The 25,352-nt window shown below is 46.8% G+C and carries 23 protein-coding genes; 11 read left to right on the top strand and 12 right to left on the bottom strand.

The window, feature by feature from the left end; translation table 11 throughout:
- Nucleotides 1–94 precede the first annotated feature (94 nt).
- Nucleotides 95–847 (bottom strand): type 1 glutamine amidotransferase domain-containing protein, encoded by a 753-nt coding sequence (locus tag J7623_RS28355; protein ID WP_291927564.1) that lies wholly within the window; start codon nucleotides 845–847, stop codon nucleotides 95–97.
- 90 nt (nucleotides 848–937) lie between these two features.
- Nucleotides 938–2,035: a glycosyltransferase gene (locus J7623_RS28350; RefSeq protein WP_291927559.1), complete on the bottom strand. Its 1,098-nt coding sequence runs from the start codon at nucleotides 2,033–2,035 to the stop codon at nucleotides 938–940.
- 101 nt (nucleotides 2,036–2,136) lie between these two features.
- Between J7623_RS28350 and J7623_RS28345 the strand changes: the two genes are divergently transcribed.
- Entirely contained in the window at nucleotides 2,137–3,144 is a 1,008-nt protein-coding gene (locus tag J7623_RS28345; protein ID WP_291927556.1) for an RNA ligase (ATP), read from the top strand.
- A 204-nt stretch (nucleotides 3,145–3,348) separates the two neighbouring features.
- A complete protein-coding gene (aspA, locus tag J7623_RS28340; protein WP_291927553.1) occupies nucleotides 3,349–4,758 on the top strand; it encodes an aspartate ammonia-lyase in 1,410 nt (469 codons plus the stop codon).
- A 199-nt stretch (nucleotides 4,759–4,957) separates the two neighbouring features.
- Here the strand turns inward: aspA and J7623_RS28335 are convergent, their stop codons facing one another.
- Together J7623_RS28335 and J7623_RS28330 are read right to left on the bottom strand one after the other, a co-directional pair.
- Nucleotides 4,958–6,004, bottom strand: coding sequence for a cyclic nucleotide-binding domain-containing protein (locus J7623_RS28335; protein ID WP_291927550.1), 1,047 nt, complete (start codon nucleotides 6,002–6,004; stop codon nucleotides 4,958–4,960).
- Between the two features lie 214 nt (nucleotides 6,005–6,218).
- Nucleotides 6,219–7,406, bottom strand: coding sequence for a M20 family metallopeptidase (locus J7623_RS28330; protein WP_291927547.1), 1,188 nt, complete (start codon nucleotides 7,404–7,406; stop codon nucleotides 6,219–6,221).
- A 329-nt stretch (nucleotides 7,407–7,735) separates the two neighbouring features.
- On the opposite strand from J7623_RS28330, the gene J7623_RS28325 reads away from it, so the two are divergent.
- From J7623_RS28325 to J7623_RS28305, 5 genes are all read left to right on the top strand, one after another.
- The gene (locus J7623_RS28325; protein ID WP_291927544.1) at nucleotides 7,736–8,254 is read left to right on the top strand and encodes a DinB family protein; all 519 of its coding nucleotides are present in this window, start codon (nucleotides 7,736–7,738) and stop codon (nucleotides 8,252–8,254) included.
- 91 nt (nucleotides 8,255–8,345) lie between these two features.
- On the top strand, nucleotides 8,346–9,032 hold the full coding sequence (locus J7623_RS28320; protein WP_291927541.1) for a hypothetical protein: 687 nt from the start codon (nucleotides 8,346–8,348) through the stop codon (nucleotides 9,030–9,032).
- Nucleotides 9,033–9,236: 204 nt separating this feature from the next.
- A complete protein-coding gene (locus tag J7623_RS28315; protein WP_291927538.1) occupies nucleotides 9,237–9,788 on the top strand; it encodes a gluconate 2-dehydrogenase subunit 3 family protein in 552 nt (183 codons plus the stop codon).
- A gap of 11 nt (nucleotides 9,789–9,799) precedes the next feature.
- The gene (locus tag J7623_RS28310) at nucleotides 9,800–11,512 is read left to right on the top strand and encodes a GMC family oxidoreductase (protein ID WP_291927535.1); all 1,713 of its coding nucleotides are present in this window, start codon (nucleotides 9,800–9,802) and stop codon (nucleotides 11,510–11,512) included.
- Nucleotides 11,513–11,740: 228 nt separating this feature from the next.
- The gene (locus J7623_RS28305; RefSeq protein WP_291927532.1) at nucleotides 11,741–13,183 is read left to right on the top strand and encodes a LamG domain-containing protein; all 1,443 of its coding nucleotides are present in this window, start codon (nucleotides 11,741–11,743) and stop codon (nucleotides 13,181–13,183) included.
- A 71-nt stretch (nucleotides 13,184–13,254) separates the two neighbouring features.
- Here the strand turns inward: J7623_RS28305 and J7623_RS28300 are convergent, their stop codons facing one another.
- Nucleotides 13,255–13,818, bottom strand: coding sequence for a hypothetical protein (locus tag J7623_RS28300; protein WP_291927530.1), 564 nt, complete (start codon nucleotides 13,816–13,818; stop codon nucleotides 13,255–13,257).
- A 190-nt stretch (nucleotides 13,819–14,008) separates the two neighbouring features.
- Here J7623_RS28300 and J7623_RS28295 point away from each other — a divergent pair, with 190 nt between their 5' ends.
- Nucleotides 14,009–14,686: a DUF2625 domain-containing protein gene (locus J7623_RS28295; protein ID WP_291927527.1), complete on the top strand. Its 678-nt coding sequence runs from the start codon at nucleotides 14,009–14,011 to the stop codon at nucleotides 14,684–14,686.
- 134 nt (nucleotides 14,687–14,820) lie between these two features.
- Entirely contained in the window at nucleotides 14,821–15,639 is an 819-nt protein-coding gene (locus J7623_RS28290; RefSeq protein WP_291927523.1) for an SDR family oxidoreductase, read from the top strand.
- A gap of 105 nt (nucleotides 15,640–15,744) precedes the next feature.
- On the opposite strand, the gene J7623_RS28285 is transcribed toward J7623_RS28290, so the two are convergent.
- The 4 genes from J7623_RS28285 to J7623_RS28270 are packed head-to-tail and all read right to left on the bottom strand — an operon-like array spanning nucleotide 15,745 to nucleotide 20,729.
- Entirely contained in the window at nucleotides 15,745–17,379 is a 1,635-nt protein-coding gene (locus J7623_RS28285; RefSeq protein WP_291927520.1) for a sodium:solute symporter, read from the bottom strand.
- A complete protein-coding gene (locus tag J7623_RS28280; protein ID WP_291927517.1) occupies nucleotides 17,376–18,617 on the bottom strand; it encodes an enolase C-terminal domain-like protein in 1,242 nt (413 codons plus the stop codon). The genes J7623_RS28285 and J7623_RS28280 overlap by 4 nt, the downstream gene beginning before the upstream one ends.
- Nucleotides 18,614–19,948, bottom strand: coding sequence for an alpha-L-fucosidase (locus J7623_RS28275; protein ID WP_291927515.1), 1,335 nt, complete (start codon nucleotides 19,946–19,948; stop codon nucleotides 18,614–18,616). Before J7623_RS28275 ends, J7623_RS28280 begins: the two co-directional genes overlap by 4 nt.
- Nucleotides 19,949–19,958: 10 nt before the next feature.
- Nucleotides 19,959–20,729, bottom strand: coding sequence for an SDR family oxidoreductase (locus tag J7623_RS28270; protein WP_291927512.1), 771 nt, complete (start codon nucleotides 20,727–20,729; stop codon nucleotides 19,959–19,961).
- Nucleotides 20,730–20,884: 155 nt separating this feature from the next.
- On the opposite strand from J7623_RS28270, the gene J7623_RS28265 reads away from it, so the two are divergent.
- Nucleotides 20,885–21,763: an AraC family transcriptional regulator gene (locus J7623_RS28265; RefSeq protein ID WP_291927509.1), complete on the top strand. Its 879-nt coding sequence runs from the start codon at nucleotides 20,885–20,887 to the stop codon at nucleotides 21,761–21,763.
- A gap of 61 nt (nucleotides 21,764–21,824) precedes the next feature.
- Here the strand turns inward: J7623_RS28265 and J7623_RS28260 are convergent, their stop codons facing one another.
- Both J7623_RS28260 and J7623_RS28255 read right to left on the bottom strand, forming a co-directional pair.
- Nucleotides 21,825–22,979: an SGNH/GDSL hydrolase family protein gene (locus J7623_RS28260; protein WP_291927508.1), complete on the bottom strand. Its 1,155-nt coding sequence runs from the start codon at nucleotides 22,977–22,979 to the stop codon at nucleotides 21,825–21,827.
- A gap of 167 nt (nucleotides 22,980–23,146) precedes the next feature.
- Nucleotides 23,147–24,208, bottom strand: coding sequence for a serine hydrolase domain-containing protein (locus J7623_RS28255; protein WP_291927505.1), 1,062 nt, complete (start codon nucleotides 24,206–24,208; stop codon nucleotides 23,147–23,149).
- A gap of 72 nt (nucleotides 24,209–24,280) precedes the next feature.
- On the opposite strand from J7623_RS28255, the gene J7623_RS28250 reads away from it, so the two are divergent.
- Entirely contained in the window at nucleotides 24,281–24,928 is a 648-nt protein-coding gene (locus tag J7623_RS28250) for an HAD family hydrolase (RefSeq protein WP_291927501.1), read from the top strand.
- Between the two features lie 32 nt (nucleotides 24,929–24,960).
- Here the strand turns inward: J7623_RS28250 and J7623_RS28245 are convergent, their stop codons facing one another.
- Nucleotides 24,961–25,350 carry a hypothetical protein gene (locus J7623_RS28245; RefSeq protein WP_291927499.1) on the bottom strand — a complete coding sequence of 130 codons (390 nt, stop codon included), beginning with the start codon at nucleotides 25,348–25,350 and terminating at the stop codon, nucleotides 24,961–24,963.
- Nucleotides 25,351–25,352 lie beyond the last annotated feature (2 nt).

Below are 25,352 nucleotides of genomic sequence, written 5' to 3'. Positions count from 1 at the left end.
ATTCGTTCTTACAAAATTACAACAATCCCGGGGAGGAAACAGGTCGATAACCTGTAGGTTAGCAGGCAGCAGAAAGCAAAGCAAATGAAAACGCCTAGGCCTCCAACAATTGCATGAACGCCATAGCAAAATGATACGCATCGCCCGGCCACCGGGCAGATAAATAATGACGATCCAATACGGTAAAGCCCCTGTGCAGGTGACTGGCATCATCCCTATGCAATGGCAAAGGACCTGGTATAAACTGCCTGGCATCCGCTAAACAGGCCGTTACTTCTGCCTGTACAGTAATGGGATAAGTGAGATAATAATCTTTCAGCCACCACCTGGTAAGACGATAGGCAGTCAGCTCCTGCGACTGCAGCAAGGCGGTGGTGTTATAACCGTGTAATACCGGGGCATTGGTACGGGGATCTTTACTCCGGGCCGCCAGTACTACACCGTGACAAATAGCCCCAACGGGTTGTTGCCTTGCGAAGAAGTCCGCCACAACAGCCTGTAGTTGCGGGGATTCGAGGTATACACGCATTGCTTTATCATGGCCACCGGGCAATAATAAGGCATCAAAATCACCGGGTTGTATGGCCGAATATTTTAACGGATTACAAAACGCATCACTGTTAGACATCTGGTGATAGGCTACCACGGCGTCTTTGCGGGCAGCCAGTAACCATTTCCAAATGCCCAGCCCCGTTCCTTTTAATATCCGCATATCCGCCATACTGCTGTAACCGCGGGGCGTGGCAAACTGCACATCATATCCCTTTGCTGTTAACAGCCACCAGGGGATAGCCGCCTCAGTCGGATCAAAGCCATATTCAGGCAACGGTACCAGCACTTTCTTCATTCATATGCTTTTGGATAATGCAGAGGGTCAGAATAAGAAAGATAGTAAAAAAGATTGAACCCGGGCTGGTAGAACGCCAACGGCGGTTCTTTAAAAGATCAATGCCGTCAGCAGAATAATATAAATCACCAGCTTGATAATCCTCCAGCGATTGGTACGAAAATGCCGGGGACGTGTGAAATCAATATTAATACGCTTCATGAAGTAGCTCAGCTTTCCTTGTCCCATCATGGTTTTAAACATCCCCCACTCATTGCTGCATCTCAGCAACGTCATATAATACCCTACCTTTATTTCCTTAAAGCCCATACCAGCGGCACGGATACAGTTGATCACTATATCAATCAGCGGAATGGCGACCAACAATATCAACCATTTCTGCCAGCTGAGATAAAGAAAAAATAAGGGCGCACTCAATAACGTCAACACAATCCCTTCAACCGGGTTGGGAAATGCATACCAGGTAAACTGTTTGAAGCGCGGCAGCAATAATGCCATCCCTTCTCCATAACGTTCAAAACGCTTGTAGTGTGGTTGCCCGTCATTCCACCATGGATGCGTTACCCGTGCTGCTTTCACACAAGGAAAACGCGCATTGTTACGCAAACAGATCTGCGCCGGCAGATCCACATCTTCCCCACCTCCATTTTTTGGATAAATATCAGGAAAACGTAACTCGCCCATAGCAGCACGACTATACATCATATTGGCCGTTACCCCCCACATAAATTCTTCTTTCCTTTCAGCAATAGTAAAGATGGTGGTTAAACCTGCCGCCGTTAATGCCCGCGTGAAAGTATTCATAGGCGCAGGAAAATCCGTAAGCCCAATAAATCCAATAGCATCTCTGTTACCTTCAATGGCTTTTACATATTCAAACAATAAGTTGTCATCCGCTACAATATCGTCATCGAGAAACAACATCCAGTCACCATTTCCGGCGTTAATCCCTTTATTACGACTTTCTCCCGCGCCTAAATTCACCGGGTTAATAAACAACTGTATCGCTCCTTCTTCTGCTAAACGAAGTATTTCTTTACCAGGTTTTACTTTCGGATTATCTACTACCACGTAATAGTTAAACCGCCATCCATTCGGCTTTGGCAAATGAATCAGCGGTAATAAATATTGTTCATCCAACCGGAAGGAAGGAATGATAATATCGATGGAATTGGAAAATGTTAACATAGTGCGCGAAGATAAATAACATTCTTTTTTGTTTCGCAAGGCGAAAAAAATATATATTTGCGCCCGAATATTTGTTAACCTCGTTAATCAAGCTAACCCAAATGGAACGTAAACTTGCGTCTATCGTAGTAATAGACCACATTGCGCCTATCCCTGGCGCCGACATGATTGAAGTAGCTACCGTAAAAGGATGGAAACTCGTAATCAAAAAACAGGAATATAAAGTGGGCGACCTCGCCATCTACTGTGAAATAGATGCCTTTCTGCCCGTGATTCCCGCCTTTGAATTTCTCCGGAAAAGCTCCTACCGCCAGATAGGCGAAAAGGAAGGATTCCGCCTGAAAACCATCAAATTTCGCGGACAGATTTCCCAGGGACTTTTGTTGCCCATCAGCATGCTGCCCGACATATCTCTGCAACCCGGAGATGATGTAGCGGCACAACTGGGCATCACCAAGTATGAAGCGCCCATACCCGCTGCACTGGCAGGTATGATGAAAGGCGGCTTCCCTTCTTTCATTCCTAAAACAGATGAAGAAAGAATACAGAACCTGAGCGACCAATACGCCACCTACAATGGCGAACTTTGCTATGTCACAGAAAAGCTGGACGGCTCTTCCGTTACCTACTACCACCGCGATGGTGAATTTGGCGTATGTTCCCGCAACCTGGAGCTGCTGGAAACTGCCGACAACACCCTCTGGAAAGTAGCGCGACAACTGGATATCGCTGCCAAACTGGCCGCAACCGGCCGCAACCTGGCACTGCAGGGAGAATTATTCGGCGAAGGCATACAGGGTAATCCGTATGACCTGCGCGGACAAAGCATCCGCTTCTACAATGTATTCAACATCGATAGCGGCGAATACTTTACCATGGCTGATTTCGTTGGCCTGATCCAGGAACTCGGGTTACAGCATGTGCCCATACTGGATAACGCGTTTCAGTTGCCAGGCACCATTGATGAACTGTTGCTCATCGCAGAAGGCGCGTCTGTACTCAGCCCTGCTCATCGCAAAGTGGAACGGGAAGGCCTCGTTATCCGCTCCGCGGATCGACGTATATCCTTTAAGGTTATATCCAATAAGTTTCTCTTAGAGGAGGCTTAAAAGCGCAAGGAAAGGCGCAAAGAAAATAAGCAGCAACGAAAAAATCTTTGCTGCTTATTTTCTTTGTGCTTTTGTTTTTTTGCGAGACCTGACCAAAATCATCCCTCTCCTGACGCGCATCATTCCCCACCTTTCTAACCCGCTGTACTTTTGTGATGTGAGATTGAAACAGTGATAAAAGATTCACAATAAAATATTGAGGTGATGAAACAGGCATTTAGAATCGAACACGATTTTTTAGGTGAAAAAGCCATAGACGACAGCGTTTACTATGGTATTCAAACATTACGTGCAATTGAAAATTTCCATATTACCGGCATACCACTTTCCCACGAACCTATTTTTATCAGGGCACTGGGATACGTTAAAAAAGCTGCTGCCATGGCTAACAGAGACCTCGGTGTACTACCGGCCGATGTAGCAGACGCTATTATTTACGCCAGCAATAAACTGATCAATGGCGCTTATGCTGATCAGTTCCCTACGGATATGATCCAGGGTGGTGCAGGTACTTCTGTGAATATGAATGCTAACGAGGTGATCGCCAACCTGGGATTGGAATACATGGGACATGAAAAAGGGCAGTATGAATTTTTACATCCAAACAATCATGTAAACTGCTCTCAGAGTACGAACGACGCCTATCCTACGGCTTTTCGTATAGCCCTGTACTTTAAGATGAATGAATTTATTTATGCGCTTGATGCCCTGCAGCAATCTTTTGCCGCCAAAGGAAGCGAGTTTGCACCTGTGCTGAAAATGGGACGTACCCAGTTACAGGATGCCGTGCCCATGAGCCTGGGAGATGAATTCAACGCGTTTGCCACTACCCTCCGGGAAGATGTGCAACGCCTGAGGGAAATACAGGCTTTACTTACAGAGGTAAATATGGGTGCTACCGCGATTGGCACCGCCATTAACGCGCCCGCCGGCTATCCTGAACTGGTTACCCAATACCTCGGTGAAATCACCGGTTTACCAATTGTACTCGCGGAAGACCTGATAGAAGCTACTTCCGACACAGGCGCCTTTGTACTGGTATCCGGTATGATGAAACGCACGGCGATTAAGTTATCAAAGATCTGTAACGATTTAAGATTATTATCTTCCGGACCACGGGTAGGCCTACACGAAATTAACCTGCCACAAATGCAGCCAGGTTCTTCTATCATGCCAGGTAAAGTAAACCCGGTGATTCCTGAAGTGGTGAATCAAACCGCCTACTATGTGATTGGTGCGGATTTAACCATCACCATGGCTGCAGAAGCCGGACAACTCCAATTGAACGTGATGGAACCTGTTATTTCCTTCAGCCTGTTCAATATGCTCTCTTACCTGCACCATGCAGTAGATACCCTGCGCGAAAAATGCGTCAACGGTATCACCGCCAACGAAGAAGCCTGTAAGCAAATGGTGATGAACAGTATTGGTATTGTAACGGCACTGAACCCCTTACTGGGTTATGAAGCCTGTGCCGCCATTGCAAAAGAAGCGTTGAATACCGGCAAATCTGTACATCAGATTGTAGTCAGCGAAAAACAATATATCAGCCAGGCACAATGGGATGAAATCTACTCTTTCGAAAACATGATCCATCCCCGGTTTATGAACTAAATACGGCTTAACCAGCATCCTATAAAGTATGAACCGCCTCCTCCGGGAGGCGGGAATTACAAAACAGCAAATCACTTACTAACTGCACCTTGCTTGTTCATAAATAAATGGTATTGCCTGCAAGTGAAGAGGAAAGGCCCGTGAGATTGGTGCAGGTGTGCCTGCAGACCGGTACGTTAAAGCGTACCGGTTTTTGCGTTTAACGGAAAGCGATATCTTCCAGTTTTTCCGCCTCCAGTATCGTGATGCTGCCATTGCGGATGGAGATCAGCTTTTCATTTTTAAAATCACTCAGCGTACGTATCAGCGACTCCGTGGCCGTACCAGCCACCGTTGCCAGTTCTTCCCTGGAAATATTGATCACAAAATTCCGGGTATTGGTTACCTGGTATTTATTACGGAGATGTACCAACGCACTGGCTACTTTTTTACGTAATGTATCATAGGCAATGCCCAGCAAGCGCTCTTCTTTCTCCGTTACATTCTGTGCCAGCATTCTCACGAAACGGGTCACGATATAAGGCGTACGATTAAATATCTCTTCTGCATCTTTCCTGGGTATCAACACAATTTCTGCATCTTCCATCACAACAGCGGTGGCCTTATAAGGCGTTTCTTCCAACAGGGCTACATAACCAAAGAAATCTCCTTTCTTGTAAAGTCCTATCACCAGGTCTTTCCCGTCCTCATGTGTTTTCACCGTTTTCACTTTCCCTTCCCGGATATAATACAGGTAACGGGGCGTGCCCCCTTCTTTGTATACGGTTTCGTGCGCGGCTACACGCATGGTGTTCCTGTTTTCGGTAAACTCGCGGATCAGCTTCTTCAGGTCATGTTCATCTGTGGCTTTCGCGGGGCCGCTCGCCGCTGCCTGGTATTGGTACCGTTGCAGGCGGCTCTCTACTGTCAGCAATAAATCGTTATTGGAAAAAGGTGAAATAAGGTAGTCATCTGCGCCCAGGTTCATAGCGGTCCGAAATAACCGGGCATTGTATTTATCTCCCAAAAAAATCACAGGTACCCGTTCCATCGAAGGATCTTTACGAAGCGTACCCAATACACCTAATCCATCGATTCCATTCATACTCATTTCACAGAGAATCATATCCGGGTGTTGTGCTTGTGCAGCCATGATCCCCGTTTTGCCGTCGGCGGCCTGTATTACGTTGTAGTGATTGAGCAACAATAATTCCCCTATATTCTCCTGCAGTTGTTGAAGGTTTCCTATTAACAGAATTTTTTGCATATTCCAAAAATAAGGGAAATCGCTTACGCATAAAAAAAGGGGTGGTAAGAATACCTCCCCTTTAATATTTTAACCATATCCTATGAAAAACCTGATTCAAAGATATGCTCATCTCCGTTAGTCTCAAACCTTATTTTGTGAACGCATGAAAATCGTATGTGAATGCATGATATTTCCCGATGTTAACCACCGGTTAACAAAAATTAACCCCGTTTTAATTCCCCAGGGTTTTAAGCGCCAGGTAAGACATAAGGCCTGCACCCGTTTCCAGCGCTTTCTCGTCGGCGTCGAAAGTGGCGGTGTGTAACCCGGATTTAATACCCCGGTCTTCATTCCGTACTCCCAACCGGTAAAAGCAGGCATCCGCCACCTGGGAATAGGAAGCAAAATCTTCTGCTGCCATCCAGATGTCGAGGTCTGCTACCTGGTCCGCCCCGAGAAAGTCGATGGCGTGTGCGCGACTGGCAGCAGTGAGTTTATCTTCGTTGATTAGTACAGGATAACCTCTTTCAATTTTAATATCGCAGGAACCCTCCATGCCTTCCGCAATGGAGATGGCCATTTTTTTAATTTTCTCATGTGCCTCGTTCCGCCACTTTTCGTCCAATGAACGGAAGGTACCATCCAGCCTCACTTCATCAGGAATTACGTTGTTGGCACCGTTGGCTATCATTTTACCAAACGATAATACAGATGGCGATAGCGGGTTAGCACGGCGGCTCACAATCTGTTGCAACGCGATCACAATATGACAGGCAATTACCACCGGGTCTATACCCAGGTTGGGCATGGCCCCATGGCCACCTTTTCCTTTTACCACGATGGAAATCTCATCGTTGCTGGCCATATAACGGCCCGAACGAAACCCTACCTTTCCTACCGCCAGTTCCGGCATCACATGCTGCCCCAGGATGTGCGCAGGACGTGGATTCTCCAGTACCCCGGCTTTAATGAGCAAACTGGCCCCGCCAGGAATCACTTCTTCCGCCGGCTGAAAAATAAATTTGACAGTACCCGAAAATTCCGCCTTCATCCGGGTGAGAATACCCGCCACCCCCAACAACGAAGCGGTATGTACGTCATGACCACAGGCATGCATCACGCCTGTATGTTGTGAACGATAAGGCACGTCATTTAATTCTACAATAGGTAAGGCATCTATATCGGCGCGCAGGGCCACCACTTTATCCGATGGCGCTGCACCACCCTGCAATAAAGCAACAATGCCGGTATCAGCCATTCTTTCGTAAGGAATATCCAATGCCCGTAACTTTTCTTCTATAAATACAGCCGTTTGGTATTCCTTATAGGAAAGCTCTGGATAAGTATGCAGGTGGCGGCGATTCGCAGTAGCCTCCTCCAACAGTCCGCTGGCTAATTGCCGGATTCTTTCTTTAAGCATGTAACAACATTTTTTTTATACTGTCCTGTGATAAAAATTCTTTTACAAAAGTATCATCTGCCAGGTGCGGAACAGCAGCAGCTTCCCCGCCCCCCTTATAATCCTCAAGTATACAATTTTTTATCCGGCCAAACAGCCCTTCTTCTTTTTCGGCCCATATGGACCAGAGTACGGAAAAAGCAGCCAATAACAACGCATCCGGTGAGCACAGGCATTAAAAGCCCCTGGACACACCGGTTTACCATCTAAGCCATGGTACAGCCGAAGTATTTCCATCTCTCACATAAAAAAAATAAGTATATTTAGGCAACTCCCCAATTTAAAAACTTATGAGAAAAATTTTCGTACTACCATTACTGTTATCTACCTATTGCTGTTTTAGCCAAACCACTACGAAGGACATTCTGCTGGAACAATTCAAAACCACGCATAATAAAGCCGACTGGTTTGTGCCTGTAAACACCGCCATAGAAGGACTAACAGCCGAACAAGCCAACTGGAAAGACAACAGTGGCAACCACTCCATCGCCCAGCTGACGAATCATCTTATTTACTGGGACCTCGATCAGCTTCGCAAATTCAATGGAGAAACCCCGCCACCTTTCAACGGTGATAATGACGCCACCTTTGCTCCTTCCACACAGGCCGCCTGGGACGGCACCGTAAAAAGAATGGACAGCGTGCTGACCGCCTGGGAACAAGCGATTCAACAGGCTGATGAAAAAACACTATCTTCCCATTATTCCATCATTGCTCATATCAGTGCGCACAACGCATATCATATCGGGCAGATATTATTTATCCGGAAGCAAAAAGGCTGGTGGAACCCGGAAAAAGGCGTGAAATAAAGCACCCGTCGCAATAATGATTTACAGGTAACGGAGCAGCAATTGCTCCGTTATTTGTGGCTGCAAAAACTGATCACATTTAACCAAGTGTATGCTACAACGCGTTTCCCTATCCCTGCTATTCCTTTGCCTTTATGTGGGCGCTGCTGCACAGGACAGCACGCTACAGCAACAAGATTCTCTCCCACGAAAACATTACACCCGATCTGTTGTATGGACTGCACCAGTCAGTAAAAGTACCACTATTAACGGCGTGGCATTGAGTCTGATGACAGTCGTCGATTCATACAAGGATACTTTAGTAGTACAGGGGCTTAACGTTGAAGTAGCGCCCTTACAGGCATTTTTCACGATGTTTGCTATCGCCGGTGGTGCAATAAATCCTTTCGCCAAAGACGAGCCCGGCGACACACTTCACGATACAGATAGCCGGGGAAATGAGCTGGTGAAAGGGCTTTCATTGAGTGCTGGTGGTTTGATGGCAGACATGAAAGGATTGGGTATTAACGGACTAATGACCATGGGTAAACGGACCGATGGTGTACAAATCAGCGGCATCATCAATGCATATAATGTTTCCAACGGCGTTGCAATAGCAGGCCTCTGTAATGCAACCACCACGGGGAAAGGGTTGCAGATAGGATTGATTAATATGGCCAAAGAGGGCCGGTTCGTTCAGATTGGCCTCATCAACCGCATTGGTAAACGCATCATCCCCTTCTTCAACTGCTCACTAAAGAAGAAAACCGTCCGTCCCATCGTCGCCACCACCAGGTAAGTCGCGACAATTCCCGGGATAATCTTTGCAAAAAATCACAGATTCCTTTATATTTAAACCCGGTTTTCACGTTAGCCAATTGCATTTCCTCACCTGTTGCCGCAGGTTTGCCGCTTTCTGCTCCGTTAAAATCTGTTTTTCAAAACTTTATTTTATTACATAAATGTGGATCATTTCCCGTTTTAATACTCAAAATTATCATCAATGGCAGTGAACAGAAGAGCCGCAATCAAGCAATTGCTGTGGGTATCCGCCGGCATGGCCATATTACCAGCCTGCCTGCAACATACTACCAGGGCCTCCCTGGAACTTAAACATATTCAGGTAGACGGCGACCAGGAAAAAATGCTGGCTGAACTCGTGGAAACGATTATTCCTGCTACTACCACTCCCGGTGCCAAAGCACTGTCCGCCCACCTGTTCACCCTGATCATGTTGGACGACTGCTACAAAAAAGAAGACCAGCAACAATGGCTCAAAGGCCTGAAAGCTTTTGAAGCCGCCTGCAAAAAATTGAACGGACATAATTTCCTGGAGTGCACCATTCCTCAGCGGGAAGCGCTGCTCACCAATATGGAAGCCAACCGGGATAACAAAGACGATATTGCCTTCTTTTACAACACCACCAAACGCCTGACCATCCAGGCCTATACCAGTTCTAAATATTTCCTGACCAACGTAAATATCTATGAACTGGTACCAGGACGCTACAAAGGATGCGTACCTCTTAAACCCATTACCCGGAAGATTGCCTAACCCATAACAACATGAGTAATAACAATACCAGCCTGCAAAACCGTACGTTTGATGCCATCGTTATTGGCTCCGGCATCAGCGGCGGATGGGCAGCCAAAGAATTTACAGAGAAAGGACTGAAAACACTTGTACTCGAAAGAGGACGTGATGTAAAACACTTAAAAGATTATCCCACTACCAGCCAGTTCCCCTGGGAGTTTCCGCACCGCGGACAAGTACCGGAAGACATCAAGGCTGCCAATCCTTCTATCAGCCGTTGCTATGCTTTTAAGGAAGACGCTATGCATTTCTTCGTAAAAGATAATGATCATCCTTACGGCCAGCCGAAGCCATTCGACTGGATCCGCGGATACCAGGTAGGTGGAAAGTCGCTGATGTGGGCCCGGCAAACGCAACGCTGGAGCGACTTCGATTTCGAAGGCCCTGCCCGCGATGGTTTCGCCACCGATTGGCCCATCCGGTACAAAGACATTGAACCCTGGTATAGCTATGTAGAAAAATTTGTGGGCATCTCCGGCAATAAAGATGGTATTGCCCATCTCCCGGATGGGGAATTCCTTCCCCCCATGGAACTGAACTGTGTAGAGAATTATTTCAAAGACTTTGTAAAAGCAAATTATAAAGACCGCCACGTGATCTACGCCCGTTGTGCCCATTTAACACAGCCACAACAGGTGCACCTGGATCAGGGCAGAGGACAGTGCCAAAAAAGAGATCTGTGCCAGCGCGGATGCCCGTTTGGCGGCTATTTCAGCAGCAACTCCTCCACGCTGCCCTGGGCGCAGAAAACCGGTAACCTTACCCTGCGTCCTTTCTCCGTTGTGCATTCTATCATCTACGATGAACAGAAAGGAAAAGCCACCGGCGTACGCGTGGTAGATACCAATACCAAAGAAATGATGGAGTATTATGCCAACGTTATTTTCGTGAATGCCGCGGCAGTGAATACCAACCTCATTCTGCTCAATTCTACCTCTCACCGTTTCCCGAATGGGTTAGGAAACGACAGCGGCACCCTGGGCAAGTACTTTGCCTTTCATAATTATCGCGGACATATCTCCGGCCAATATGAAGGTTTCAAAGACAGCACCACTGATGGCAGACGCCCTACCAGCGCCTATCTCCCCCGCTTCCGGAATGTATACAAACAGGAAACAGATTTCCTCCGGGGCTACGCTGCCGGATTTGACGGAGGCAGAGCCTCACATACCGATACCAACGGATTTGGTAAAAGCCTGAAAGACCAGCTCTTCAACAGTCAACCCAATGATACCTGGTATGTAGGCTCCCATATGATGGGCGAAACCATTCCAAAAGAGAAAAGCACTGTTACACTCGATCTGCAACGGAAAGATGAATGGGGCATTCCGGTCATCAACATCGATGTTGATTACGATGATAACGACGAAAAAATGCTGAAAGACTTCTTTGAGCAAATGACAGAAATGTATACCAAAGCCGGCTTCAAAAATATCAGGACCAGCGACTCCAAACAGGCGCCCGGGCTGGATATACACGAAATGGGCGGCGTACGTATGGGATTGGATCCCAAAACGTCTATGCTCAATAAATGGAACCAACTGCATGCCTGCACCAATGTATTTGTAACAGATGGCGCCTGCATGACGTCTACTTCTACGCAGAATCCATCGCTGACTTATATGGCGTTAACCGCCAGGGCAGTGGATTACGCGGTGAAGCAATTGAAGAAAGGAGAGATATAGCTGATTTTAAATAAGCAAAAACGGGTGCTTCTATTAATGGAGGCACCCGTTTTTACTTATTTAAAACTTTTATTCAACTTAACAAGCTTTTTTTAAATATCGTATATATCTTTTCAATAATTAATTTTGCATAAACATTACAACAAATATGTAGCATTGGTAAGACTGGTCCTACCGTTATTTTAAAACCAAACATCTATACCGAGTCCCCTATATAAATATAAAACGATGACAACAAAAAAAATCCTGAAAGTTAGCCTTTGCAGCCTGGCACTTACTACGTTGTTTTCCTGCGGAAAATTACTGGAGCCACCTACACCACCGGTAACCGACTCCATTGGGGGTTTAATCGCCCACTGGCCGCTCGACAGCGTTACCGGAGCAAAAGATATTTCCGGCCACCATCACGACGGTATGCCTTTTAACACCCAGTTTACTACCGACAGATCGGGCAATAAAAACAGCGCGTTTTACTTTAATGGACAGAACGCGTATATCTCCGTTGATGATAAGGCTGATCTCCGTTTAAATAACACCGACTTTACCCTGAATGCCTGGGTGAAACTGGAGAGCTATAATTCCTCCTTTGGGTCCAATATCCTGGGTAAACGTAACAATGACGCCAACGGCGGTTACCTGTTTGCCATAAGGGGAAATAAAGGTTCAACAGCAACGGGAATACTACACTTCGGCCCCGGCGGCGATGATATCAATGCATACGGATCAGAAGTAGTTACCCTTAACGAATGGCACATGGTTACCTGCGTATACAAGCTGGCTCAAAAGAAAATCAGCTTCTACGTAGATGGTGTACTGGATAAAACTGTTATCGGTATATTATCTCCTAATCCACAGGTAGCTATGAAATTGTACATAGGCCGGGATGACATCTACTCTCCTACCAATGGTTATTTCTTCCAGGGTGCTTTAGACGATATCCGGATTTATGGAAAGGCGTTAACTGTGGAGGACATACTGGAACTTTACGGTCCTGCCAATACCCTGAACAACGGTCTGATTGCCTACTGGCCTTTAGATAGCCTCAGAGGAAGCCGTGATATCTCTGGTCATAATCACCACGGTATTATCAACAACGTCACTTATACCACAGACAGCAAGGGTAAGTTCAACGGTGCCTTTTATTTCAATGGCATCAACAGCTTTATCACCGTGAATGATTCTGCTGACCTCCGTTTAACCAATACCAGCTTTGCCGTGAATGCCTGGGTGAAACTGGAAAGTTACAACTCTTCATTTGGTTCCAGCATCCTTACTAAACGTAACAATGCACCTAATGGCGGCTATACGTTTGCAGTAAGAGGATATGCCAGCAAAACAGTACCCGGTGTATTGCACTTCGGCCCCGGTGGAGATGATATCAATGCATACGGCTCCAAAGTAATTACTACCAGCTCCTGGCATATGCTGACTGCAGTATACGACCTGGATACAAAGACAGTAAGCCTGTACATTGACGGCGTACTGGATAATACCAACACTGGTATATTACCTCCTAATGCTCCTGCTACTGTCCAATTATATATTGGCCGCGATGATCCAAATTCTCCTACCAATGGCTACTTTGTTAAAGGTGGCATGGAAGAGATCCGCATCTATGGCAGAACATTGTCTACAAGAGAAATAAAACAGTTGCTTAACCTGAACAATTAATCAATTGTACTAAAAAAGAACGAGGGTATCTCTATTATGGAGATACCCTCGTTCTTTTTTATGCTATACGTTTAACTTTCCGCTTCCACCCGATCCATGTTTAATCCGACCGCCAATGGTATCAACATCAACCCCTGAAACACGATGAACATGGCGTATGCAGGCTTGATATCAAATAACAGTACTGCTCCATCTTTGTACTTATTGAGCAGATAATACGCCAACAGGAGAAATACATAAACCAGGGCCGTGGTAAGATAACCAAACCGTACACCATAACACCTGTCAAATATGATGGTCATAGAGAACGCTACAAAGAAGGAGTTTACCAGGGCATATGGAATTTGGGACGATGGTGAAAAGAACTCCATTACCATCCCGACCGCAAAGGTACCTATCACAAACACTAAATTAGTAGCGATCAACGTAGTGATTAATGCACTTAGTTTTTTCCTGCCCATGCCCCAATATATAGACAATGGTAAAATAAGCAGGAAACCCAGGCTGCTAAGGAAAGAGTGCTCGCTATAGGGTTTGCTGAAGTAAGTCCAGCCGAATGTCCAGCTGGTGGTTAAGACCACAAAAAACACCATTGTCTTAATAAATGCGGCGGTATCAAAGGTTAGCTTATTCATAGGTAACGGAGATAATTACTATGAAGATAACCATCTTTTTTATCACTCCCACTGCAATTAATTGCCCCCCGGCTGCATCTTTTGCTGTAATTTTGCAGCCACAATCAACTTTTTGATGACACGTTACTTTTTTGCTGTTATCAGCATCCTATTGCTATTCCCTGTTATCGTAAATGCACAAATTCGTAAAATGAGACCTTTAAATGAACTGATCAATACAACAGAACCTGGCTGGGCATTGGTACAAGACTGGATTAAACAAGGCAGCAACAAAATAGAAATACTGCCAAAAGATAGCAACCGCGCGGATGAAGCTTTATATCAGATCCAGGTTACTACCCGCTCCCCTATGGGCGCCATAGTATATGAAACCGGCGGGCTGTTGGTAGATAATGGCTGGATCAGGGTGTTAGGCTCCGGTCATGAAAAGCTGGATCGCAGTTTACCTGGCTGGAATAAGGGCAAATCATATACTCAAACAGGGGAACAACCTTCATTTTTGTTGATTGCCGATGATGTACTGGGTGGTTTCTTTGCCATCAATAATGGCGGATTGGCCATGAATGAAGGTATCGGGAGCGTATTTTATTTTGCCCCGGATACATTGGAATGGGAAAACATGGAAATAGGCTATAGTGAATTTATCCGCTTCTGCTGCTCCGGTGATATCGTTGGTTTCTATGAACAGTTTCGCTGGAAAGGCTGGCAACAGGATATCAGCCGCATGAATGGCAACCAGGGTATGAGCTTTTACCCCTTCCTGTTTACCAAAGAAGGAAAAGACCTGGAAAAAGTAAGTAAAAAACCGGTACCGATAGACGAGCTATGGGCGCTACAAATGGAGTTACGCCAACAGGCAGGACACTAATCATCACCTTACCGGATGACGATCACAGACGTGCCGTATAAAAATGTTAAAATTCATCTATGCCGCCGTGGTACGGGAATAATTGCTATACATTTAACCCTTGTAGCAACTGATCATTCACCTAAAACTTTGTCATGGCTCACCACTTATTAAAAGGTAAAAAAGGAATTATTTTCGGTGCACTGGATGAAAAATCCATTGCGTGGAAAACTGCACTATGCTGCGTAGCTGAAGGTGCAGAAATTGTTTTAACCAATGCACCTATTGCTATCCGCATGGGTGAAATCAATGAGCTGGCGCGGCAATGCAACGCCCCTATCATCCCGGCAGATGTAACGAATATGGATGACCTGGAAAATTTGTTCATCAAAACAAAAGAACATTTCGGCGGAGGCGTAGACTTTATCCTGCACTCTATCGGGATGAGCGTTAACGTACGTAAAGGCAACGACTATACGAACCTGAACTACGACTTCATGCATAAGTCGGTAGACATCTCCGCGATGAGCTTACACCGCATGCTGCAGGTAGCTATGAAACATGATGCCATCAACGAATGGGGGTCTGTAGTGGCGCTGACCTTTATTGCCGCTCACCTGGCCTTCCCTAACTACAACGAAATGGCAGACATTAAAGCCATGCTGGAAAGTATTACCCGTAGTTTCGGTTATCAGTATGGTATCAAAAAACATGTACGCATTAATACCGTTTCCCAGTCACCTACCATCACCACTGCCGGACAAGGTATCGCCGGCTTTGATGGATTCGTGAACTATTCAGAAAAGATGTCGCCTCTCGGTAACGCCACCGCTGATCAATGTGCCGCATTTACGGTTAGCCTCTTCTCTGATTACACACGGATGGTGACCATGCAGAATTTATTTCACGACGGAGGCTTCTCCAGCACTGGTGTTACAGAAGCCGTGATACAACAGATGGAGCTGAAAGCATAAAGCAGAAAGCAAAAAGCTATTGTAGCGAATGATTAACGCGAGTAAATAAATTACATATCCGCTTTTATCATTCGCTACAATAGCTTTTTGCTTTATGCTTTCAGCTTACCTAAAGATCCAGTATAGCAAGGCCATCACACCCAGCAATGCTGCAGACAATACTTTATAATTCGCCAGTCCCGGCCAGCCTTTGGCACGCAATGGCGCCAGTGGACTTTCCCAGTATAAGCGGCTTCTTTCTGTAGTATGCTGCATCGGAAACGCCAAAGAAAGCGCCGTCTGCAATAACACACAAACAATAAACAGGTAAAAAGCAACGAGTAAAGGAGGAGTATGACTCAGCGGCCCTTCGGGGTAAAGTTTGCCCGTGAAATATACTACGGCACCCAGGATGGAACCTACCCATAAGGTATACTGCGCTGCAATAGCAGAAGCCTTTTTCCAGAATACGCCTAACAGGAACACACAGGTAATAGGTGGGGCAATATGCGATATAACGTCGTTAATGCCGTTAAAAAGGCTCTCATATTGATTCAACAGGGGTAGCAGGCCAATGGACAGCAACAGCGCCAAACCGGCCGAAATACGGCCCCATTTCACCAGTTGCCGGTCGGTAGCCGCCGGCTGGTACCTTTTGTATAAATCATAACTCACCAGCGTAGCAATGGAGTTCAGCGCGCCGGAAATCTGGCTCATCAAACCCGACAACAACGCCGCTACCAGCACACCCACCAATCCCGGTGGCACCAGTTTGGTAATCATCAGCGAATAAACGCCTTTGGTATGCAGCTTCCCATCTGCCTGTTGCAAGGCACTCAAATCCAGGCCACCCTGTTTGTACAACACATAAGCCAACAGTCCAGGCAAGATAAAAATGAACACCGGCAACACTTTGATAAAACCACAGAACAACGCACCTGTACGGGCATGATTTTCATCCTTCGCTCCTAATACCCGCTGCACAATAGTTTGGTCCGCACACCAATACCAGATACCAATCACCGGGTAGCCAAGGAATACCGCATACCAGGGCAATCCATCCGGATCGCCCGCCGGCCTTAGCATGGAGAGTTTACTCAATTGATGCTGCTCCTGTAATACCGTCATCACCGGCTGCCAGCCGCCTACCTTCCACCACGACAGCACTGTGATGATGATCGCTCCTCCCAGCAACACAACCGTTTGCACGGATTCAGTAACCACCACCGCACGCAAACCGCCAACAATGGTATATGCGCCCGTTACCACGGCAATCAGGATGATGCTCGTAAACATATTGATGCCGAACAACGTTTCCAGCACAATACCTCCTGCCAGGAAAGAAAAAGCAATATGAATGATAATCGCAGATACTACGGATACTATCGCGAGCCAATCGCGGCACGCACGGTTATACCGCCGTTCCAGGAAATCCGGTAAGGTAGCTACGCCGGAACGTATGTAAAACGGGATAAAAAAAAGTGCCAGCAATATCAGCGTGAAAGCAGCCATCCATTCGAAATTACCCGCCAGCAGGCCAGAGTCAAATCCGCTTTGGGCAAGACTTACCAGATGCAAACAGGAAATATTGGTAGCAAACAAGGCCATACCTATCATAGGCCAGCGCAGGGATTTGCCCGCCAGGAAATATTCTCCGGCTTCATTGCTGCCTTTCTTCCCCGACCAGCCGGCCCAGAATCCCAGCAGCACAATAAAGGCCACATAGCAGATGCTGATGATTGTATCTGTTGTAGAAATCATCCGGGAAAAGTATTAAGCGCCACCAAATCACAGCTACTGCCCGGGATCTCAGGCGTGCGGTAAAATCCGCTGCTGATTTCGGCAGGATGCGTGAAATGGGTACGCAGGTGAGGAATGTGCTCCAGGAACAGGGCTTCATGCCCCATACCGATGTGATTAAACAACACCAGGTGCTGATGCAGTTGGCCCATATCGCCTACATGAGGTACTACCGGCACCCCATACTTTTTGCATAACAGGCTTACAGTCAGAAATTCACTGACGCCTCCCACCCTCACGGCATCTACCTGGATAAAGCCCGCACAGCGGGTTTCCAGGTAATTTTTAAAGATCACTTTGTTGGGTACGTGCTCTCCCAACGCCAGTTTCACGGGGTTCAACGCGTCTGCCAATACTTTATGCGCCAGTACATCGTCCGGGTGGGTAGGCTCTTCTATCCAGTAGGGACGGATGTCTGCCAGCCTTTTGCCGATAGCTAATGCCTGCGGGAGGTTCCATTGCTGGTTGGCATCTACCATTACTTTGACAGAATCCCCTACTGTATTTCTTACAATATGTGCTCTTCGTATATCCGTGTCCGGGTCTTTTGCGCCTACTTTTAATTTCAGTGCACTAAAGCCTTTGTCCAACGCCCGTTTGCAGTTGGCTTCCAACTGGTCGTCGGAATAGTTGAACCAGCCTGCCGAAGTATCGTAGGCCGGGTAGCCCGTTTGCAGGATGGCTTCCCGTGAGGTGCGGGAGGGCTGCATGTCCGTTAATAAGGCCACGGCTTCCTCCCGCGGTAATACCTCTTCGAGGTATGACAAGTCCAGCGTATTCACCAACTGCTCCGGCGTAAGGCTCAACAACAGTTGCCATAAAGGCACCTGTTGTTGTTTGGCCCATAAATCGTAGCAGGCATTGGTAACCGCTGCCAGTGCGAGGTGTACCACACCTTTGTGAGGGCCCAGCCAGCGGAATTGTTGCTCGTCAGAACGCAGGCGGAACCATTCGCCGAAAGTGGCCATCACTTCATTAATATCTTTCCCTATCAACTGTTCTCCATAAAACCGGGCGGCCGCACACACCAGCTCATTACCTGCTCCCAACGTAAATGCGAGGCCGGTACCGCAATTGCCTTTGTCGTCGTACAGGCAGGCTACGGCGTATGAGTAAATGGGATTCTGATGTATCGCATCACTGCCGGCACCGCCCGATAAAGGGAAACGGGCATCTTTTACTACGATCTTTTTAATCATTTTATGTTCACTGTTTTTATAGGGGCGATAGCTGCCACTGATTTGTCTGTTTCTAATACAATCACGGTATCATTGGCATCCGGCAATACAGCCGGCAAGGTGAGCGTGATAGCATCATCTGTTTGCTGTAAAGCCACTGCCGCGCCTTTCATCACATAAGCCTTGTTTACTTTCACACCAGGCAGCGCAGGTAGTGTTAATTTTTCTACCGGTTTGAAAATATGCAGGTATACTTTTTTACCACTACGTGTAGCCGCGTACGTATCATTAGGATAATACGGCCCGCCATGGGTATTGTAAACAGCGGCGCCGTATTGCTTCAGCCATTGCCCCATTTCTTTCAAACGTGCTACCTGCGCAGGTTCTATCCGGCCATCGGCACGGGGGCCTACATTAAACAACAGGTTGCCGTTACCACATGCCACTTTCGCCAGGGTTTGCAGGCAGGTGTTTAAGGACTTCATTTTATCATTAGGTTTCCAGGACCATTGTTCACAGATAGTCATGCAGGTTTCCCAGGGTGTGTCCATGTTTAAGCCACCAATACGTTGTTCGGGTGTATCATAGTCACCCAGGAACCTGTCTGTTCCCACCGCTTCGGTACCGGCAAATGTTTTACCCAGGCGGTTGTTGATAATCAGATCTTTCTTCAGCGTTTTGAGATACGTATAAATATCCAGTCCCATAGCTGGTGTCCACGCGGTTTCCCAGGGGCCATCAAACCAAAGCATATAAGGATCGTAGTGAGTTACCAGTTCCTTCAACTGGTTTTTCATATATACCAGGTACTTTTCCATATCCGGCTTTTTCCGTGGATCTTTCGTGGCATCCGTCGTATTATCGAATGGATAGTACTCATTATACCAATCCAATACGGAATAGTAAATACAGAATTTGATATGATATTTTTTGCAGGCTTTGGCCAATAGTCCTACCACATCTTTTTTGAAGGGAGTTGACATAATATTATAGTCGGTATAGGCAGATGGCCATAAGCAGAATCCATCATGATGCTTCGCGGTGATGGTCAGGTATTTCATACCGGCGTCACTGGCAGTTTTCACCCATTCATCGGCGTTAAACAGTACGGGATTAAATGCTTTGTACAAGGTATCATAGTCTGCAGCAGCTACTTCTTTGTGCCGGGACCATCCGATTTCGGTGCCGCGCAGGGTAACGGGTCCCCAGTGGATAAACATGCCGAAACGCAGGTCCATGAACTGATCCATGACGGCTTTGCTGGTCAGTATTTTCGGGTCCAGCTGGGCATTGGTTTGCCCGTAGCTGTTGAACGTCAACAGCATTAAACATAAGATGGCAATACGTTTCATACTTGGGAATTTATAGTGTTCGTTTATAACCTAGTTCGGCGCCGCCGCTCACGGGCATGATAGTGCCGGTTACAAAGCGGGCATTATCGGATAACAGGAACGCACATACGCTGGCAATTTCTGTCGCCTCCGGGCAATAGCCCAGGGCGTGGATTTGGTCCAGGTATTGTTCCATGCGGGATGGATCGGCTTGTTCTTTGTTCCATTGCCGCAGCATGGGCGTCCATACACCTGCAGGCGCTACGGCATTGACCCGTATGCCATATGCGGCGTAATCCAATGCCATCGCTTTGGTAAGCGCATTGACGGCGCCTTTTGTACCTGCATAGGCCGCATGCTGCTCCTGTCCTATTTCCCCTACCAGGCTGCTGGTGTTGAGAATGCAGCCTTTAGTTGCTTTCAGTGCGGAGATGCCGTGGCGGGTAGTATAATAAATGCTGCGGATGTTCACGTTCATCAATAAGTCCCATTCGGCTTCGGTAGTGTCTTCCAGCGGTTTGGCAGGACTGGCAACACCGGCATTATTATGAATGGCGTCAAGCCGTCCGTAAGTTTGTAAGGTTTGTGCTATGGCTGTTTCCACGTCCGTATTGTCTGCTACATTGGCGTTAATAAAGAGGTGGGCATTGCCCAGTTGCGTTTCCATCGCCTGCAGGGCAGTTGCGTCTTTATCGATAACCACCACCGTAGCTCCTTCTGCCACATAATTGAATGCACAGGCGGCTCCTATGCCAGATGCACCTCCGGTGATCAACACTATTTTGTTCTTCAGTATCATCATTCCTATTGTTTCCGTGGAAAATATCCGGCATGCAGGATCAATTAGCATCCGGTTTCAAAAGTAATCATCGATAAGGTAGGTCATCCCCGTGAAATTGACTTAAATAAACACTATTTTGACTTTATTCCTGTTTTTCTCTATTTTACACTGATAATATGAAGCCACTTTTTGCCATACCGGGCGACAAAGCCCTGGAAGAACGTGTATACCAGGTAAAGGAAATTACGCAGCCGTACTTTTCTACTGAGTTTCATTTTCATCATGAATGCCAGTTGGTATATGTGGTGGAAAGCGCGGGCCGCCGCATTATTGGCGACAATGTTGCTTATTTCGACAGCGGGGAACTGATCTTTGTTGGCTCCGGCACTCCTCATGTGTGGCATAATGAACAAAAGTATTTCGAAGTGAAAAATCAGTTGCAGGCACGGTCGCTGGCCATGTACGTTTCGCCGGACTTATTACTGGAGCACCTGGCACCTTTTGGTAATATCAGTCATGTGAAAGCCTGGTTAAAAAAATCGCAGCGGGGCATCGAGTTCTACGGCAAGGCCAAATCGGATATCCTGGCATTGATGCGGCAAATGCTGCAGCAGCAAGACCTTTCACAAACTATCACGTTCATTACGTTGCTACAAACCATGATATCAGCCAAAGAATGCAGGCTACTGGCGAGTCCTAACTACGTGAACCTGTACAATGATAAAGATCAGTCCCGGATGGATGATATCTTCAAATTCATTTTCCGTCATTTCAAAAGAGATATTCCTCTATCCGAGATAGCGGCGGTAGCCGGCATCAATGTGCATTCATTTTGCCGCTTTTTCAAAAGCAGGACCCAAAAATCCTTTACTTATTTTGTGAATGAATTAAGAATTGGCTATGCCTGCAGACTGTTGCAGGAAAAGGAAATGCCTATGATGGAGCTATCGGCCAAATGCGGATATAACAATACCACCCATTTTAATCGCTTCTTCAAAAAAATAAAAGGCAAAACACCCAGGGAGTATAAGAAAGAGGTTTCCCAAATAGATTGATCGAAGCGACTTTTTGCCTGTAAACAGGATTATACTGATTACAGGCAAAAAATCACTTCTATCATTCGCAAACGAGGAAATGTACTATCCTTGTCACTTCCGCCGCATCACCGGTTTCAATGGTGAGGATATGTTTTCCGGGAGCCAGATCATCTCCCAGGACCAGGTACCAGGGCAGATAAAGGCTTTTGCTCCACTGTGTCCTGATATTTTTCGTTTGTACGGGACCGTTATCAATGCGATAGGTGATCACACCAGCATCGGGGCCGGATAACACACTTACGCCAACAGTACGGCCGGTGAATGCAAACGCAACAGTAGCATGGGCTTTCCCGGATACCAGCATTGGTACTTTCACAAAGCCTTCGCGTGTAGGTACATGATCCGTTGGCTCCCATGACTCCGCAACAGTGAAACCATTTTGAGCGGTGGCCCTATGTATATCGGCATAGTTACCTTTTTCATAGTTCAGCGGATCTGCCGGAGCGGGTAGTTTAAATGCCACGGGGCGTTTGGGCACGGGTCTGCTGAATTCACTTTCCAGCAAGCGTTTGATGGCGTTGAAATAAATATTTTGTCCAAAGGGAGATGGATGCAGGTCTTTGAAATCATCCTTCCAGTTAAACTCGCCTGCATCAATGCGGGTGGTCACTTCTTTGGCGAGGTTGATGAAAGGCAGGTGGTACTTTTTGGCGAGATCCTCGTGTACCTGTACTTCCACTGGTATTTTACCGGCGTGGTAGTCCGCCATTTTATCCTCGTCTGCAAAAGCCATCAGCACAATATTGACTTTGGGGTTTGCGCGGAACGCATGGCGGATAATCCCCTCCATGGCGCGGCGTTGGGTGATTTCATTGGTACCGTTCACCCGGTCGTTGACAGCTGCTTCCAGGAAAAGCAAATCCGTTGGCCCTTTATCAGCGACGTCCTGTTTAAAACGGAAGGCATGTGGTAAGCTGCCCAACGACGGGATGCCCGCATTAATATACCGGAAAGCAGTGCCCGGCCAGGCTGCAGATAAGTATTCGCAGACTTTGCCTCGCCAGCCTTCCATATTGGTGATAGAGCCGCCCAAAAAGGTGACGGTGACTTTCCTGCCAGAACTGATGTTATACAGGGCATTGTCAAGATGGCCATAGCTGGTGACAAATGGCTCCTGTGCCTGTGTGGTAACGGTAATGGCTATACTCAGCAGCAGCCATGCGAATATCTTCATAACGGTGAATCTGTTTCGTAAATATAGTTGTCTGGGAGCAGAAAGCATAAAGCAGAAAGCAAAAAGCTATTGGAGCGAATGATTAGCGCGAGTAAATAAATTACTTATCCGCTTTTATCATTCGCTCCAATAGCTTTTTGCTTTCTGCTTTATGCTTTCTGCTAAAACTACTTGCTTCTCACCATCAGCCTGATCTTACGAGATGCTGGCATAGTAGTAGTGTAGCCGTTTACCGCGATATAAGTAAAGATAAACCCGGTTATTTTTTTACTGCGATTTACCCATGGATGGCTGCCAAATAAGCCAGGGCTGCAGTTTTCGATCAGTATATCATCAGGAGTGGTAACATCACGCCAGTTGCCGATACCATACAGGCCTTTGGAAGTGAGCAGTACCTGCGGATATGGAGAGTAGGCGAAGGTGGTAGCATTGCTGGTTTGTGGCTGTTCCATTGCAGCGATAGCAGCTTCAGACAATACTCTTTTGCCATTGGCTGCTACTCCTTTGTTCATGATCATGTACAGGAAAAGCATGTAATCGTCCGGCGAGCTGCTGACACCACCCGCAATTTTCGGATTGCTGCCCAAGCCGTAGCCTGTGTGGGCCATCCCCAGGGGCGTAAAGAGATTTTCATCTGCCAGTACTTTCCAGCTTTTGCCGGATGCCACTTCACAGATGCGGCCTGCAATCTGCATACTCAAACCACCATATTCAAAGGTGGAGCCGGGCGCATATTTCAGCGGCACATTAGCGGCAATATTATTAGCGGCTATTTCCAGCGTAGAGAATCCATCTGACTCATAACCCTGCGCAGATTCGCCCGGGAAACCGGAAGTATGCGAAAACAACTGGGCAATAGTGATGGCGCCCTTCCTGTAAGTGGTAAAAACAGGCAGGTATTTGCCAATGGTATCCGACAATTGCAATTTTCCATCGTCCACCAGGCTCATTAAAACCGCGGCAGATAACCATTTGGAGCAGGAAGCAATCGGTCTGACAGTAGTTGATTCAAATCCACCATAGCCTTTGGAAATAACAGTTTTTCCATCCACCTGGATAATGGCATAGCATTTCCCTCCAAACTCGTTGTTAACAGCATCCGTTAAAACTTTCTCTACATCAGCGTATGACCCGGGAGTAGTAAGCGGAGCGTCTGATTTCCTGGCACAGGATAAGAAGGTAAGAACAGCGCCACTCAGCAGGCAACCAAAAAGTAATTTTTTTTTCATGAGTTCAAAGGAATAAATAAACAGCAGTAAGTTTGGCTATACAACGTCCGCAGGATATATTAAATTGCGATCATGATAAGATATAATAATGTGCTTTTTGACCTGGATGGTACTTTAACGGATCCTAAAACCGGGATCACGAAATCAGTGCAGTATGCGCTGGCAAAAGCCGGGATTGTGGAAACAGACCTGGACCGGCTTATTCCTTTTATTGGACCGCCGTTACAGCAATCGTTTATGAGCTATTATTCCTTCACAGAAGCCCAGGCCTGGGAGGCGGTTCATGCTTACCGGGAGTACTTTAAAGTGACTGGCATTTATGAAAACCAACGCTACGAAGGTATCCCGGAGTTGCTGACCCGTTTGCAACAACAGGGACGCCGCTTATTTATAGCGACCTCGAAACCGACTGTTTTTGCCCAGGTGGTTATTCAGCATTTTGAGCTGGCACCCTACTTCGCCGGCGTTTATGGCAGCGAAATGGACGGCACCCGCGCGGATAAGGGAGAGCTGATCCGCTATGTACTGGATACAGAACAGTTAACACCGGCGAACACGATTATGATCGGGGATCGTAAACACGATATTATCGGGGCACAGAAAAATAATATCGCCTGCATTGGCGTAGGCTACGGTTACGGTAGTACGAATGAGTTAACCGCTGCCGCACCGGATTTTATATTCCATTCAGTAGCGGAATTAAGCGCTGCTTTTTCCTGAGGAAAAAGTTTATTTACTGCGTACCTGTTGCCTTAGCGGCTAACAGCTGCTTTTGCTGCTTCCCATTTTCCGTTCCCTTTCGCAATATCTACATGCTTTTGACCATGAGGGGTCATGAGTCCTGCTGCCAGCAATTTCTCTACCCTTTCCACGTTGGATTTACTCCAATTGCTCTTCGGGCCCCGCGGTGAAAACCGTTGATACCGGCTGTCTTCATCGCGCTTATTAGTCAGGGAGTCGATCCATCCAAAGCAGAGCGCTTCTTCTACCGCTTCCGGATAGCTGACACAGGGTGTGTCGCTGTCTTTTTTGTACAGAATAAGGCAAACTTCCGTTTTGGACTGGCCGTGTTTTTCCAGCCACTGGCGCCATTGTTGCCTGTTTTTGGCATAAAATACTTCCTTCCCTTTATTCGTTTCCATTG

Source organism: Chitinophaga sp., from assembly GCF_017745275.1.
GTDB lineage: Bacteria > Bacteroidota > Bacteroidia > Chitinophagales > Chitinophagaceae > Chitinophaga.
The sequence above is the reverse complement of the archived record's forward strand: the minus strand, read 5'-3'. Positions and strand labels throughout refer to the sequence as shown.